General features: G+C 38.8%; 9 protein-coding genes. 4 read left to right on the top strand and 5 right to left on the bottom strand.

Annotation, left to right across the window (positions count from 1 at the left end):
- Positions 1-45: 45 nt before the first annotated feature.
- From G466_RS0105675 to mgrA, 4 genes are all read right to left on the bottom strand, one after another.
- Complete coding sequence (locus tag G466_RS0105675) at positions 46-630, bottom strand: YceI family protein (RefSeq protein ID WP_026812789.1); 585 nt, start codon at positions 628-630, stop codon at positions 46-48.
- 95 nt (positions 631-725) lie between these two features.
- A complete protein-coding gene (locus G466_RS0105670) occupies positions 726-1,994 on the bottom strand; it encodes a hypothetical protein (protein ID WP_026812788.1) in 1,269 nt (422 codons plus the stop codon).
- 26 nt (positions 1,995-2,020) lie between these two features.
- Positions 2,021-2,605: a YceI family protein gene (locus tag G466_RS0105665; protein ID WP_026812787.1), complete on the bottom strand. Its 585-nt coding sequence runs from the start codon at positions 2,603-2,605 to the stop codon at positions 2,021-2,023.
- Positions 2,606-3,074: 469 nt separating this feature from the next.
- Complete coding sequence (gene mgrA, locus G466_RS0105660; RefSeq protein ID WP_026812786.1) at positions 3,075-4,091, bottom strand: L-glyceraldehyde 3-phosphate reductase; 1,017 nt, start codon at positions 4,089-4,091, stop codon at positions 3,075-3,077.
- A gap of 257 nt (positions 4,092-4,348) precedes the next feature.
- Between mgrA and G466_RS0105655 the strand changes: the two genes are divergently transcribed.
- Entirely contained in the window at positions 4,349-5,092 is a 744-nt protein-coding gene (locus tag G466_RS0105655; protein WP_026812785.1) for a sulfite exporter TauE/SafE family protein, read from the top strand.
- Positions 5,093-5,355: 263 nt separating this feature from the next.
- Positions 5,356-7,005 (top strand): alkaline phosphatase PafA, encoded by a 1,650-nt coding sequence (pafA, locus tag G466_RS0105650; RefSeq protein ID WP_026812784.1) that lies wholly within the window; start codon positions 5,356-5,358, stop codon positions 7,003-7,005.
- Between the two features lie 103 nt (positions 7,006-7,108).
- Here the strand turns inward: pafA and G466_RS0105645 are convergent, their stop codons facing one another.
- Positions 7,109-15,487, bottom strand: a complete 8,379-nt coding sequence (locus tag G466_RS0105645) for a T9SS type B sorting domain-containing protein (protein ID WP_229797165.1) — start codon at positions 15,485-15,487, stop codon at positions 7,109-7,111.
- A gap of 230 nt (positions 15,488-15,717) precedes the next feature.
- Here G466_RS0105645 and G466_RS0105640 point away from each other — a divergent pair, with 230 nt between their 5' ends.
- Together G466_RS0105640 and G466_RS0105635 are read left to right on the top strand one after the other, a co-directional pair.
- The gene (locus G466_RS0105640) at positions 15,718-16,839 is read left to right on the top strand and encodes a PQQ-dependent sugar dehydrogenase (RefSeq protein ID WP_026812782.1); all 1,122 of its coding nucleotides are present in this window, start codon (positions 15,718-15,720) and stop codon (positions 16,837-16,839) included.
- 115 nt (positions 16,840-16,954) lie between these two features.
- Positions 16,955-17,359, top strand: coding sequence for a c-type cytochrome (locus G466_RS0105635; RefSeq protein WP_026812781.1), 405 nt, complete (start codon positions 16,955-16,957; stop codon positions 17,357-17,359).
- Positions 17,360-17,361: the final 2 nt, after the last annotated feature.

Raw genomic sequence — 17,361 nt, 5'->3', positions numbered from 1 at the left:
ACGTTCTCCATATTTTTTTTACAGATAGCACTTATAGTGGAAATCCTAATCCATCTGCAATGCTAAATCAAAATCTATACTGATAGTATCGTGAACTACAATGAGTCCCAACATTTTTTTAGGGGCCTTAAGTTTAAAGTCGCCCAAACTTAAATTCAGTGTTCCAGAAACACTACTAAGACCACCTTCTGATAGGTTTACGGGAATAGTATACGAATTTGTATGGCCAGAAATTTTTATATCCACAGTAACATTTATCGGAGAGTCATTATAGAGGTTTCCTTCTATCTGTTTAAGCTTTAATACTATTTGTGGATACGCTTCCGATTGTAACAGCTCATGAAAGTCACTATTTATTCCTTTGCTCCCACAATTAAAACCTGAGTTGTTCAAGACTAGGGTAGCTTTTTTAAAAATATACTTCCCGCCTACTTTTTCGTAATAAATTGGAACGGATTTTTCCAATCTATCCATATCAAAATCACAACTAAAAGTATTGACATTGGTAGTTCCAGAAATCATTAATCTGCTCTGCGGAGCGATATAAACCGTGGTATGGTTTATTATTGAATCTTTGTTAGTAAAGGCCAGTAGTAAAAATAATGTAGCGAAGTACAAGATCTTCTTCATCTGTATTGTTTTAATGGCTATTTTTTTAAGCTTATTAATAGGCCCGAGCGACAATAACCGATCGCGCTCGGGCCAATTAATTTTAATCTTTAAATTTAAAAACTAATAACCGCCTCTAGCATCAAACCTTTAAACTCACCATCATTTAGGATATTAGTAGTTGGGTATCCACTATATTGCTGGTTAACATATTCTACTTTGGCAAGAATATTTTTTGTCATAAACCAACCAGCTCCCAATTGGAATCTTGATATTTCTATGTCATCGCCACTCATTTCCTCTCCATTTACCACATTATATCTTCCTCCTAAGAAATAATTCTCATCATGGCCAAATCGGTATACCAATTCTCCAGCATATTGGGTTGCTGTTCTTTTGGAAGTCTCGGTATTCGCTTTTCCGCTGGTATGCTCAAAAGTTCCGAAAAACTCCAATCCCCTATATTTTACAAATGGATTGATCATAAAAGCTGTTATTTGGTTCCTCATGTCTGGATTATATCTTCCTGACCTGAAATTACCGCTAGTAGAAGCGTTTTCATCTTCCATTACAAAATAGTATCTAGATCCAGCACGGTCTGCGTTATACAAATAAGAGTTTGGCACATATCCAGTAGTGTATACCGATCCAGTGATTCGGTATCTTAAATCTTCTGTTCTCTGTTTATCATACCCTAATTTTGCCAAGAAAGAGGCTCCACCTGTTGATCCATCCACTTCATTAACAGCCTGATTCAGTTTACCATTGGAAATTCCTACCATACTTATAAATCCATTCTTTTGGAAGTAAACTTCCCCTCCTACCTCAGTAGTAAAGGCATCCATAATAAGGTTTCCTACAAAAGGATTGTACATTGCCTGGGCATTATCCGTTCTTCTAAAGTGGGCATCTCCATAGTTATTTTCCATATGTCCCACCTTAATGGTTACATACTTCATTACTTCTTCCATAAATCCTTCACGGATAAAATCTAGTTTGTCTATCTGGAAATATCCTCCTTTAACATATGGTTCAGGATGGTGTCTGGATGACAGATAGGTTCTTAAATGCATTCTTATCCCATCAAACAAAGCTACATCCAAATCGAGGTTCGCTGTTGCCAAATTAAAATTGTATCCAATATCTTTAAGGGCTACAGCTCCAGAATTGCTATGATCTACTGCCTGATACTGTAAGGTAGACGATCCCCCAATTCTTACTTTCAATCCATCGAAATTGGAAACTGAATCTTTTGGCGCCTCAAAAACATTTATTCCCCTCTTATCGGGCTGTCTATAATTGTCTAAGTTTCTATCTTGTGCATTTAAGCCTAATCCGGCTAAAACTAGTGTGGCACAAACCGCGTTTTTAATAATTGATCTCATATTTCTATCTTTAATTAATTATAATTCTATTTAGTTAATACGGTGTTGAATTTTATGGTGATGTCATCACCTGTGGTAATGGTACCTAACAAAGCCTTAGGAGGGTCGATTTTAAAATCGGTCATTTTTAACTTTTTAGTTCCGTTAAGCGTTGCCTTGTTACCAATAAGCACCAAATCCAAATCTAGCGATATAGCCTTCTTTACCCCTGCAATAGTTAGGTCTCCTGAAGTTTTCATTTTGAATTTTCCAGTACCATTCTGTTTAACCTCCTTTACCTCGGATAGCTTGAACAAAATTGTTTTATGGTTGTTGGTATTTAAGGCTTTATAGGTGTTTTTATCCATTGCCGACTTTCCGCTTTTTAGGCTTTCTGCAATCACCTCAATACTTAGCTGTCCTAACGCTCCAGTTTCTGCATTGGTAACGACCAATAGGCCTGTTTGCTTTTCGGCAGTAACCTCCCAATCGTGTAAACTAGAAGTACCTAATACAACTAGTGATGACTCCCCGTTTACTAGGTTGTATTTCTGGGCTGTAAGCGTATTGGAAAAAAGTAGGACCATAAATAACATTCCGGTAACGATCCTATTGACATTAAATTTTCTCATAATAATTTGCTTTAATAATATGCTTTAATAATATGCAGCAAAACTCCAGATTTTAAAACCTTAAAAGAATGAGATTTGTCAGGTTTTGGTCAGGAAAAACATATAGCTATTAAATTCAGCTCAATTATTGATAGGGATTCAATTAGGTGTTACACCTAATACCTTATCACTCACCACCTAACCAATAAAACCCTTATTGAGAATAATTTTGTCCCAGTCAACTAAAAAAGATCAATCCGATTTAATTTTAGGAAAGGGAAAGAAAAATCATAAAAAAAATCGTGAATACATCATAAAACTTGGTGATGCCTACTAAAATATAGAAGAAAAACTACGAAGGAAAATTGTTCAAGAGCATTTTCTTATAGCGAAATCCTAAAAAAATCGTATACCTTAAATGCCCCTTTAATCAAAAAAACTCCTTCCCTATACAAAGGAAGGAGTTTAATCATACTAGTTCAGGGGAATTTTACCCCAATACCTTTTTTATATCATTTAATTCAGATTCAGAAAAACTTAAATTTTTTAATGACTCAATATTATCAAGTAATTGTTCTTCTCTACTTACCCCTACAAGTACGGTAGAGATCCGTTCATCCTTTAACAACCATGCTATCGCCATTTGAGCAAGACTCTGCCCCCTATTATTAGCAATGGCATTTAGTTGGGCTACCTGCTCCAATAAACTTGGTGTTATTTGCTCTTCTTTAAGATAACGCCCATCTTTTTTAGCGCGACTATCTTTTGGGATGCCATTTAAATACTTATTGGTAAGTATACCTTGTTCTAATGGGGAAAAGGCAATTGAACCCATTCCCTGGTTTTCCAACTCCTGTAGCAATCCATCCTCTACCCAACGGTCTAACATATTATACCTAGGCTGATGAATTAATAAGGGCGTTCCCAGGTCCTTCATAATTTTTGCCGCTTTTGCAGTTAACGCTGCTGGATATTGTGAAATACCAGCATAAAGTGCTTTCCCACTTTGCACCAAATGATGTAGAGCTCCCATAGTTTCCTCTAAGGGAGTGTCTGGATCGGGCCTATGATGGTAAAAAATATCCACATATTCTAGCCCCATTCGCTCAAGACTCTGATTACAAGATGCTACCAAATATTTTCGGGATCCATAATTTCCGTACGGCCCGGGCCACATATCCCAACCAGCTTTACTAGAAATTAAAAGCTCATCCCGATAAGGCTTAAAATCTTCTTTAAAGAGTCGGCCAAAATTTTCTTCGGCAGCACCATAAGGGGGACCGTAATTATTGGCCAAATCAAAATGGGTTATACCATTATCAAAAGCGCAACGCAATAGTCCGCGTCCAGTCTCCAAGTCATTCGTGTGACCAAAATTATGCCATAGACCCAAGGAAATAAGGGGCATAAGAATACCACTATTGCCACAACGGCGGTATTGCATACTATCATAACGGGTATCGTTCGCCTTATAAGGTCTAGGACCAAAAGAATCGTTTACTTTCATTATATTAATTTTTCATTTATAGGTTCATCAATTGAATATTGCTCTTTACGATATCCAAACAATCCCCTAAGATAAAAAAACTTTAATGGAGAAGATCACTGTTCACAATCATCTAGCTTTGGAAGTACCGTAAAAATATAAGACGCAGTATTACAAATGAAAAAAGAATAATTAAAATCAAGGTTATAACTAGGTTGTGCTTTACTATTACCCTACTTTTCTCAACCTTAAATTTATTAGTTTAGCCACCTTAGAACATGGATAGCTTAACATCTTACATACTAGTCATTCTTTTCGTTGCCACCTTAGTCCGTTCCACCTTTGGGTTTGGAGAATCTTTAGTTGCAGTCCCCTTACTTATTTTTTTTATACCTATTGAAGTTGCTGTTCCACTTTCCGTACTCGCATCCGTTTTAATTGCAACGGTTGTAGTGGTACAAGATCGAAAACAAATACATTTTAAAAGTGCAAAATGGCTGACTATTTTCGCATTTATAGGCATTCCATTAGGGTTGTTTTTACTTATTTATGGAAATGAAAATCTGGTTAAATCAGGTTTGGGCATTCTCATTATCCTATATTCTCTATACGCTCTTTTATCAAAGAATAATTTTAAGTTAAGGTCAGACAATAAGCTTTGGCTATTTTTATGCGGATTTTTCTCAGGTGTTTTAGGGGGAGCATATGGATTAAACGGCCCACCAATTGTAATGTATGGAAATATGCGTAATTGGTCTGCCAAACAGTTTAGAGCTACGTTACAAGCCTATTTTCTACCCGCAAGTATTTTTGGAATGGTTGGTTATTGGTACCAAGGACTATGGAACTCCACCGTAACTTATTATTTTTTAATTTCTATCCCAATAATTCTCCCTACCATTTTCCTAGGTAGATATTTAAACCATCAATTACAAGATGGCGCTTTTTTAAAATATGTATATATAGGATTAATCGGCATCGGCATACTATTACTAACGCAATCTTTAAAGTACTTATTTTAAACAGTCACTAATCCAATTGTGTCCATAATGTTATTATTTGACCTTTCTGAATAATCGATAATATTAAATTCTAGAGCACAATTTAATCTTAAAACAGTGATTTTTGTTTAACATCATACAACATTAAGACTTAATCAATCAGGGCTTAATATTATACCTTATTTTCATATTTCAACGTATTTATGTACTTTCATTCGGTTTTATATTTTATAGACCCTATAAGATGTGTTTTTCTTTATCATTTCAATTCAAATTGTGTTACTATGAAGTTCAAAAGTTGTTTGCTGGCATTAGCTATCCTATTTATTAGTAGTGGATTTACATCCCCGATCGAAACCAATTCTGATCCCATTCCGCGTCCAAAATTAGTGGTCGGAATTATGATAGATCAGATGCGATGGGATTACTTATATCTATTTCACGAGAGATATGGTTCGGATGGTTTTAAAAGAATACTGAAGGAGGGCTTTTCTAACGAAAACACTTATATAGACTACATTCCAACGGTTACAGGAATTGGTCATAGTACCGTTTATACGGGATCTGTTCCTGCTATTCATGGTATAACAGGGAATAGCATTACTTTTAATACTACCGGGGAAACGGTGAATTGCGTAGGAGATGCATCGGTAGAGAGCGTAGGGACCACTTCGGATCATGGGAAGCGATCTCCGGTGAATATGTTATCTAACACCATTGGGGATGAACTAAAATTGGCTACCAACTTTAGATCAAAAGTTATTGGGATTTCTTTAAAAGATAGGGGGGCTATATTACCTGCTGGCCATGCCGCAGATGCCGCCTATTGGTTTGAAGCCAAGACCGGAAAATGGGTTTCCAGTACGTATTATATGGAGGAACTTCCAAAATGGGTAGATAATTTTAACGGTAGAAACTACGCGTCCAAATATTTAAAAAAGGATTGGAATACCCTATATGACATTAAAACTTATACCCAGAGCACTGCCGATAACAAACCCTATGAAGGAACGCTCAAGGGTCAAGACGAAGCCGTTTTCCCAGTAAAAACCTCAAAATTGTTCACTAAGGACGATTATAGTGTAATTTATACTACCCCACACGGCAATAGTATTTTACTCGATTTTGCAAAAGAGACAATTGATAAGGAAAATTTAGGAAAAGGAGAAGATACCGATCTATTGGCCATTAGCCTATCTTCTACCGATGCTATTGGACATACCTTTGGAGTAAACTCGGTGGAGGTTGAGGATACATACCTTAGGTTAGATAAAGAATTGGGAGCGTTTTTTAAATATCTAGATCAAAAAATAGGAAAAGGCAAATATACTATCTTCCTTACCGCAGATCATGGAGCAAATCACAACCCGCAATTCCTACATGAAAATAAGCTGCCTGTACATACTGTTAAGTCCAATCTAAAAGAAGACCTCAATGAATTGTTAAAGAAAAGGTTTCAAGTTGATGGTTTGGTAAATAGTACGGGATACAATCAGGTACGTTTTGATTATAAATTGATTAATGAGCACCAATTGGATGAACAGGAGATGCGGGATATTTGCATGAGATATCTTAGAAGGAATCCAGAAATACTTTTTGTTGCCGATTTTAATAAGATTGGGGATGCGGCTATTCCAGAACAAATAAAACAAAGAATGATCAATAGCCATCATCCAGAAAGGACCGGAGGCATTCATTTTGTGTTCAATGCCGATGCAAAGTCCTTAACAACCAAAGGTTCTGGTCATTCGGTTTGGAATCCGGACGACGCCAGGATCCCTATGTTATGGATGGGATGGGGAATTAAGAACGGAAGATCTTCCCAACAGGCCCATATGTCGGATATAGCTCCAACATTAGCATACCTTTTAAAAATTCAGGTGCCCAATGGCAGTATTGGAAAAGTCTTGAATGAAATTTTAATCGAAGAATAGATGGCAAGATCCTTTAGGTAAGGACCATAACATTTGAAATAAAACATTATATAAAAGCGGTTATCTATTAATGGATAGCCGCTTTTTATGATTAATAATTACATTACCTATAGAGCGTGAAATGTCCCATAAACCTTTGTTTTTCCTGGTCATTCGCATTTACTTCATACCAATAATCACCAGATGGCATTTCTCTTCCTTCATAGGTGCCATCCCAGCCGGACACCTCATTTAAAACAGCCACAACCCTACCGTAACGATCATAGATCTTTACTTCCATATTAGGGAAAAAATCCTTGTTCCCAGGGAACCACGTATCGTTCTTACCATCTCCATTGGGAGTAAAGAAATTAGGGATATTTAGCTGGCCTGTAAATTTAAAAGGTATGGAAACTAAAGCCTCACACCCGTTTTGATCTACTACTCGAACGGTTACATTAGCATCCTGATTGGATAAGAAAACATTATCACTACCTTGGGATTCTCCTTGGAAGAAAAATTCATATCCCCCAAATCCTCCTGTTGCAGTTGCCGTTATTTCATTGGGGCCAGTTTTTACAGCTACTAAAGTGAGTGGGTCAAAAGCATCTATCGAAAATTCAACGTAGGTACTACAACCATTCTCATGATAGATGTACACCGTGTGGTCACCCGCTGGTAGATTTCCAAAAGTGGTCTGTGTATTGGCCACAGTTAAATCATCTTCATCCAAAGAAAATAACAAATGTGACAACAAGGTAGTATCTGCCATTCTAATATTAACTGTATTGTTAGGAAATATCCCTTCACAACCATATTCTACATTAGGTTCCGAAGTTAGATCTACTCCAATTGATATAGGCACAATAACATCGGTTTCACAGCCCATAGCATCTCGGATGAAGACCACGTAGGTCTTCCCGCCTATGAGGTTATCCATAAACAAAGAATCATTTCTTGAAAAAACCTCATCTCCGATAGAATTGGGACCTATGATTTTTGTCTCAAAATAAGTTGCTCCGCTAAGCACATCCAAAAATGGGGTTCCCCCGCTGGCAGTTAGTTGTGCAGATCCATCTGACGCATTAATACATGTTTCAGAGGAGGAAATAAAGGAAGCAGAGAGGGCATCTGGTTGTGAAATAGTCAACACAACCTTCTCACTACACCCTTTTTCATCCTGAATCAATACTTCATAATCACCAGGTGCAAGATCTGTAAAAGTGTACGCATTGGGAGATACCGGGTCACTATAAAACTTATTAAAATCAGGGGAAATTGCAAATTGCACCAACCCCTCTCCACCAGAGATTAAATCTATAGAAATAGAACCATCCTCCTGTCCATAACAGCTTACCTGATTAGGAACGGCGTTGAATTCTATAACAGCGGGTCTAACAATCTCCATTGGGCCTTTTACTTCACCACAACTAAGACCACTTGTTACCCCAATATAGTACTCCATTCCTTCTAGCAACTCTTCAAAAGTTCCATGATCTTGTGCTGGTCTTATGATAGTTGACGTAGCATTTGGAGAAAAAGGATCTCCAGGATCGCCTGCATAAAGGGTATATTGATAATTACCAACTCCACCAGCTGCAAAAGACTCTATTCTACCGTCCATTTCGGAAGCACACGAAATATCATCGGGCATATTAGGAACCAACTCTACCTGTTCCGCATCAACAAGACTTATTCCTTGTGATCTAACACTTTTACAAACATTGGCCCCAGAAATATCTTTCTTACGAATATCATACCGATAAAATCCTGGTCCAACATCCATCAAAACCGAGGTACCTATCATTTCTACATAAGGGTCGGAAGGAGGGGCATTATATAGTCTATATTCATAAACATAACCTGACTCTGGATTTTGCACACTAAGTCTTATTTGTCCGGCTCCGCCACATCCTGGCGCTTGAACTTGTACTAGTCTGGGCTGAATGGGCGCTGGCGGATTAACATAATAAGGTTGGGTGTGCCCAATACATTCATAACTTGAGGAAACTTCTATAGCATACCAACCTGCACTAATAAATCCGCCCGTAACCCCTTCAAATGTTGGTGAATCCTGCAATCCACCTCTAGACAACTCATCGTTTATATCATCGCTGCCCAAATAAAGCAACTGGTATTTGTAGCCTGCACCTACAACTCCGCCAGAAGCTCCTGAGGTTCCGGTTACCACATCGCCCGTGGTAGGATCGTACGCTTCCAAGACAGCATTATTCCCACCAGGACAAACTAAACCTTGTGGTTCCCTTATTGCTGCAACTACTGGCTCTATCGGACTAAGTAATATATCATACGTAGCCTCACATCCCTCTACATCTCTTATAGCAATCTTATAATTCCCACTAGAAAGACCATTAAATTCACTGTTTACAGTAAAGGCCACGGTTTCTATAAAGTTATTGCTTCCCAATGGAGATTCTAAAGAGAGAGAATATTCATAAGGTGCAATATCCCAACCACCCAGTCCTGTAGCTACTATTTTGCCTCTATTATCATTACAACTAACGTTGCCTATTTCCATACCGCTAACGGATAAAGGACCATTTGGCGTTCTAATGGTTGCTACATTACTACTCCCAGAACAATAAGGAACATCATCTGAGCTGATGACCACATAAAAGTTACCTCCCGGAAGATCGGTGATTCTCTCTGGATTATTGTTAGTATTAGACATGCCTGTTCTAATGGAAGTAGAAGCCGATATATCATTACTTCTATATACATTATAGGTATAATTCCCAGAGTAATTTGTTACATTTATCGTCAACTCTCCGTCATCTGCTCCAAAACAAGTAATTGGTTTAACTTCATTGATGACTGCCATTGGCACAATAGGCTCATTAACTGTATGTTTCGGTAAAGGGTACGTACAACTCCCTATATTATCCGTAATTTCAAAAAGATAGTCTCCCGCAGCGGGTAAATCAATTATAACAAAATTGTCTCCAGAAACGGTTATCGGCGCCATAGGAACTATGGAGTTAATAGTAACGGTAAAGTTGTTAGTACCAACCACATCTATCCTAATTTGTTCAGGATCCTTACAATCTAAGACCTTATCTACTGATAATGTAGGTACCACATCCGTTGGCGGGTTAATGGTTGGTATAACAAATTCTGTTCTACACCCATTACCATCAACTGCATATACTGTAATATCTCTAGGATTTCCATTATCAATTATTTCAAAAGTGTTGGACGTTTGATAGTTACCATGCCCTGTTATACTAAACTGATACCCAGAGCCCTCTGTTCCTGGATCCTCAACATTTACCGTAATTATGGTAGAACTATACCTGTTGGCCCCAACTTCACAAGCAAAATCCGGTGCACTGGCAGATATCGTAAAATCTAATGGCTCCTCCACATCAATTAAGCCCGACTGGTCTGAACAATTTCTTGCAGAAATTACTTCTACCTCATAACGTCCTGGGGAAAGATTACCAAAAGAACCGGAAGTATTATTAGTGATCAGCGCTCTAGTATCAAAATCCAATAATTGATACTCTATAGGACCATTCAACTCACTACCAGTCTGAAGGAGAATATTTATACTTCCGTTATTGGCACCATTACAAAAAATGTCTTGTTTATTCACTTCTGCAATTACCGGAGCTATAGGGCTTTCTAAGTTCACAATAACCGTATCATTACATAAAGTTTCCGTATCTTCAATATATATTCTATAATTTCCTGCAACGAGTCCTGTGAAAATCCCAGCTAATCGATCCCCAAGTAGGGGAGTTCCAATATTGCCGCCACTTTCATTTTGCAATTGATAGCTAAAGTTGTTGCTACCCCCTACTACTTCTGAAGTAATTGTTCCATCCGGATTAAAACAATCGGGATCGGTAGAAAATCCTCCACTTACGGCTAGGAATTCATAAACCTCTGCATTCGCTTGGATAGTACAACCATTCCCATCTACGAGTTCAACAGGATAGGACCCTGGACTATTCACATAAAAAGTAGCTTCATATAGAGCCCCATTTAACACTCCAAATTGGGATTCCCCTCCCAAGGTGAAACGAGGTGTATTTATGGTGCTAGGTACAGAGACATAGACCTCAAATGACGTAGCGTTAACATCACATTGGTTAACAACAGTTATTACTGGAGGTGTTACATTAGGCTCTAACTGGATTACGGTAGCTATGTTAAAAGAAGTACAACCATTAGTATCCTTAACATAAACATCATAATTCCCTGCGGGAGCAAAAAAGGTGGTTTCTGTTACAAAATCTCCTAAGTTAGGTGTATTTCCTTGATCCATAAACGCAAATTCATACGGCGCTCCGGTCCCACCCGTGCCTTGAACAGTAATAGATCCATCGGCATTACAATTTGCAGGACGCTGCGTTAAAATATCGATCGAAGGTAGGTTTGGGTCAATTGTAATAGAGGCTGAATCCGTACATTCATCGGTTACATTGGTTACCAAAATCTGATAGTTACCGGACAATGTTAAATGACTATTAGAATATGAGACAGATGTTGGAATCACCGTTGCTAATTCCATTGTAGATCCGTTGCTATTGTTCACCAGTTCTATTCTTAGTTCATCACCAAGATTAAATCCATCTATAGTATATACAATTTCGCCATTTCTATTAACATCACAGAATCCTGTCGTAGACGTTGCCGTTACGTCCAATAAAGTGGGTCCATCTACAGGTTCTATGCTATCTACATAAATACATCCTGTATTTGTATCTAGTACCTCCACGGTATAAGTAATCCCAAACTGTAATCCATTAAATGTATGTCTTCTCAATGGAGAGTTAACCGGTTCAAATGAATTGGCGGGGTCTTCCACCAGTCGAATTTCAAACGGACCAATACCACCGTTAATCTCCACAGTGTTTGTAAAACCGGTAGTACTACAAGTAAGAGGAGTAATAGGGTCTGGCACTACAGTCACCATATTTTGACCAATGCTAACCGTATCTAGATCTCTACAACCAGCAGAATCCATCGTCACAACAGTATAGGTACCAGGAGTAAGTCCGCCAAATGTATGTGAAGTAGACGCGGTAGGCCCGCTACGGGTTACCTCTGCACCAAATTGATTTTGTAGTATAAAGGTGAAGTTTGGGCTTCCATCAGATACACCAGTTACTTCTATCTCACCATAAACCCCACTAGGAGAACACGTTGCATCAACTGCTAAAACAGTGGCATTAGGTGGAAGAGCGCTATTTGTACCTATGGTCTCACTCCCTGTAAAAACACATCCCCTAGAATCCCTTACTATATAAGAATAGGTTTGTCCTGCATTTAAATTAGAGTACGTAGTTTGAGAAGAAAAGCCTCTTCCATCAAAATTAACTTCATATGGAGGCACACCAATCGCAGCATTAGGAACTACAGTAATAATACCATTATTCGTTCGCCCACAACTAGCAGCTGCTACATTTGCCGATGCGTCAATTCCCACGGGAGGATCCATAACCAAAGGATTTGATTCCGACACACATCCTTCATTATCCGTTACACGGAAGATGTAAATTCCTGGAGTTGAAGTATCAAAAAGAAAATTAGTGGACATCAACGCTTGCGGGGGACCAAAGCTACTACCGCTGTCCGAGCTAACTTCGTATTGCTTAGGGCCAGGTCCGGAAAGGTATCCTCCTGAAACACGTACACGTACTTGGCCTGGGTCTGTACCACAAGGAATATCGCTTTCTATAGCAGTGGTCACCCGCAATCTACCTCTCACTGTAACATTTATACTGTGACTACAATTATTACCATCCCTTACCTGAATAGTATGGTTTCCTTGAGGCACTCCAGTGAATACAGGACTTGACTGCCAAGACGTAATCCCATTAATTTGATACTGATGGCTACTCAAAGGTGCGCTACCTTCTGCAGAACTCACGGCTACAGTGGCCCCTGTACCAGGAATAAAGCAAAAATCTGAGGCTCCTGAATCCAGTGTAAGGGTTGGAGCGCTTATGGAGGTAAGGTTAAAATTAAATGTTTCAACACACCCCTCAGAGTCAGTAACAGTCATGGTATATGCTCCTACTTGGCTGAGATTTGCAAACGTTCTATTGGATGTTGGTCCAATAACTGCCCCCGTTGGCGGTGTTAAGGTATATCTATGATTGCTCCAACCACCGGTAGAATTGGCCACTACCCTACCCCTGTTACTATTGGCACAGCTCATATCTGTAACAGTACCCGTTAATGATAACAAGGTGGAAGGCTCCAGAATAGTAATGGAAGCGGTTTCCGTACACCCCGTATCAATATCCGTTACCGTAATTTCATAAGTTCCCATTCCAGATGGTGGCAACACCACTTCACTACTATTTTGTGGCACACTTTCAGGTCCACCGTTAATAGTATAGGTATAGCTATTGGCAAATCCGTCTATAATAAAACTACCAGTACCATCAGTTGCTCCGGTACAGACCTGTGTATCCCCACCCGATTTAACCCGTGCCCGTATAGAACTAATATTTGCTGCCGTAAAACTTTTAGTGTAAGTACAACCATTTACATCAGTTACCCTAAATTGGTATGCCGTTGCAGTATTTAAACCAGTAAAAGTATCATTAGACCCATTGTCAATATTTGGACCCGGGCCAACCACCTCATATTTTGTAATTGAATGATTACTAGTTACGGTCAATTGTACATCTACGGTCCCCACAGAACAGTTTATATTGTTCTGGGAAAAAGAAATTGCTTTTGGTGGATCTATATCACTAATTGTTATCGGGGTCAGTTCTAATCTACACCCACCATTATCCCTTATTATTGGGGTATAGGTCCCCGGAGCCAAATTACTATAGACCGTCTTAGTACTAAAGTTAACGGGGGCATCTCCAGAAACACTAAAGACATAGCCACTGCCAGAACCTCCCGAAAAAGGGCCTTGAAATTCAATTTGTCCTCCAATGGGGCCACCCATACCATCACATGTCCTATCTAATATTTTTACTGCATTTCCAGATATGGCTCCTGTAGTAGCAACAGTAACAGAATTAGACATATCCATAATACAGTCAAAACCACCTTGTTGGTAACGTACTTGTATGGTAGGGTAGCTGCCCGCTGGAACGGTAATCATAGGATTGGTACTCCAAGTATCACTAGGCGATGCCCTAAAGGATAGGTTATACCCCTTTGCATCCACCACATTAAAATCTAATTTAGCCCCCCCGTTGGTACAGTTACCATCTATGCCACTTACCATGATGTTTGGAGGAGTTAATTCCTCTACATTGGCAGATGCAGTAATGGTACACCCTTTGCTATCTGTAATTAAAAAATCATAAGATCCAGGGCTAGTTACGGTATAGACTGCATCACTAGTATAAGCACTACTGGATGGACCCGTACCGTTTACCACAAAGGTATATGGTGCTGTTCCCCCTGAGGTCTTAACAGAAATATCTACGCTGGCAACGCTGCATCCAAAACTATTATTGACCTCCGTTGATGCATCCATAGCAACCATTCCTTCCCCGATCACAATGGGATTTCCATTAACATCCAGGTCCTGGGAAGGGGGCGGAATTCCTAAAGCTGTATCCCCTTTACATTGTTGTGTTTCTACACTAACACTGTAGGTTCCAAAACCAACGGCACTAAAAATATAATTATCGGCAGCTATAAATGAAGTGAATTCTTGCGGAGAACCACTAGCATCCAATAAGGTATATTTATAGGGTCCTGGCACATTACGCACTGCCACTGAAATACTCCCAGTATCCCCGCTACACTGGGCGTCCACATAGGTCATTTCGATATCGATATCCCTTTGTTCAATAACAATGGGATCATATAGGTATTCACAAGTATTTTGGGTGTTTTGCAATCTAGCTTTTACTACATAGGTCCCAGGAACCAAATCACTAAAAATAGCTCCCTGCCACGGCCCAAAACCAATTCCATTATCTATACTGTACTCATAGGAACTAGATAGATTGGTGATTTGAATCCTTCCAGGAGTCCCACAGACAAAGTCTCTCTTTACAAAAGTTTGGGTAATAGTGCTTTTCTTTACATTAAAGTAATAATACGGCCCCGTTCCATTTACTCTTACCCTATAGCCTGCACCGGTGGAAGAACTGATGCTGCTTGCATCTATGTTAAATATATTGTTGGTACTTATTGTATTCCAGCAACCTATATTGGTATTGGCACATTTATCATCCACGTTAAAAGTACATCCGCTACCAGGAGAAAATTGTTGCCAATCATAACTACTGTAGGAACCCTGTAACGCCACTAATCTATCATCAAAATCACCACATAGGGCATAGCTTGCCATGGAACTACCATCATTGTTGCAATTATCATATGCATCCGCATTGGTAATAATTGTTGCGAACATCACAGCAGGGGTGGTATTCGGTTGTAAAAGCGTTAAATCTTTAATTTTTAAAGGGGCAAGCTCCTTGTCGGCTTCAAGCATTAAAGCTACTTCGGAATTAACAATACTAAGTGCTGAGGGAATATCAGCAGTCATTTTATGGACAACAGATTTTGCTATTGCAGAACTGCATACTATTGATACCAGAAGTAAAAATGCGACATACCAATAATGCCGTGGTTTGGGTGATAGCATACGTTAAGTAGGTTTTTCAAAATATATTTGGATTTGGGTTCAAAGTATATTTTGTAGTACTAGTTTATACTTATATTTTATAATTATCTTTATCGTCTAAAGCCAAATTATTAATTATTAAACGTTTAAATATGAAGAATAGTATTTCCTTCCTCGTCTTGGTACTCCTAGGATTAAATTTATCCTGTGCGCAACAGGGTGAAAATGAAGTGAGCACGCCTGATAAAATAACTTTCACTCCACAACTCATTATAGATGATTTACCAATTGCATGGGGAATGGCATTCTTGCCCGATGGAAGTATCCTGATTACCGAAAAGTCCGGGGATTTAATACGTTTTAAGGATGGCAACAAATCTATCATCAACAACTCCCCTACCATATACAACCGAGGACAGGGTGGGTTGCTGGATATAGCTATAGATCCGGATTATAAAAACAACGGCTGGATATATATTTCATACTCATCTGAAGAAGGGGAGGACAAAGGAGGTAATACCGCAATAATGCGTGCAAAATTAAATGGCAATAGCTTAACCAATAACGAAGTACTCTATAAGGCAAGTCCAAACTCAACTAAAGGTCAACATTTTGGTTCTAGGATTGAATTTGACAATGACGGATATTTATATTTTTCCATTGGAGATCGTGGGGATCGGGATGTGAATCCGCAGGACATTACAAAGGATGGAGGAAAAGTTTACCGCATAAATAGGGATGGAAGCATTCCGTCTGACAATCCATTTGTTAATTCTGAGGGCGCAAAAACTGCAATTTACAGCTACGGTCACCGCAATCCGCAAGGAATGGTTAAGAACCCATATACGGGAGATATCTGGACAAATGAACACGGCCCACAGGGCGGGGATGAAATAAATATTGTAGGAAAAGGTAAAAATTACGGATGGCCAGTGATTACCTATGGAATAAATTATAGTGGCACCCCAATTACCGACCAGACAAAAAAGAAAGGGATGGAAGATCCACTTCACTACTGGGTTCCTTCAATTGCCCCTAGCGGAATGACTTTTGTAACCAGTGATAAATATCCTAGTTGGAAAGGAAGTCTATTGATAGGATCTTTAAAATTCCAATATTTGGAACGCTTAGAACTGAAAAACAATAAAGTGGTGTATCGCGAAAAGCTTATGCCCGATCTGGGTAGGATTCGTGATGTAAAACAGGCGCCAGACGGATTTATTTATGTTTCAGTAGAAGGCAAGGGCATTTATAAATTAGTACCAAAAATATAATTTATTTTAAATACATAAGATCATACTAATGTGGGGGTAGTAGCTCAAAGCCTCTCTCCCACATTAAATGGATAAAACGCAACTCTAATCTATATAAATAGCTAAGAAAATCTCCATGAAGTTTATAATAATAACCTATATAAGTGCACTAATTACCCTTACCCTTTTTCTTTCACAAGATAAAGCGCTAGAGGAAAGCATTAAACGAGGAGCGGATATTTATTCTGATTTTTGTGTTACCTGCCATTTACCCAATGGGAAGGGTGTAGAGAAGACTTTCCCACCATTGGCCAAATCAGATTACTTATTAAAAAATAGGGAAGAAAGTATACGGGGCATAAAATTTGGCCAACAAGGAGAAATAGTGGTCAATGGTATTACTTATAATAATACCATGCCTGCGATGGGATTGGATGACGAGGAAATAGCCGATGTAATGAACTACATACTCAATTCTTGGGGCAACAAAGGCAAAGACTTTGTTACCCCGGAAGAAGTCTCTAAAATCCAGAAAAAGTAGTG

It is taken from the genome of Arenibacter certesii DSM 19833, assembly GCF_000429545.1.
In the GTDB taxonomy this organism is placed as follows: domain Bacteria; phylum Bacteroidota; class Bacteroidia; order Flavobacteriales; family Flavobacteriaceae; genus Arenibacter; species Arenibacter certesii.
This window is presented reverse-complemented; position numbering and strand designations above follow the sequence as displayed.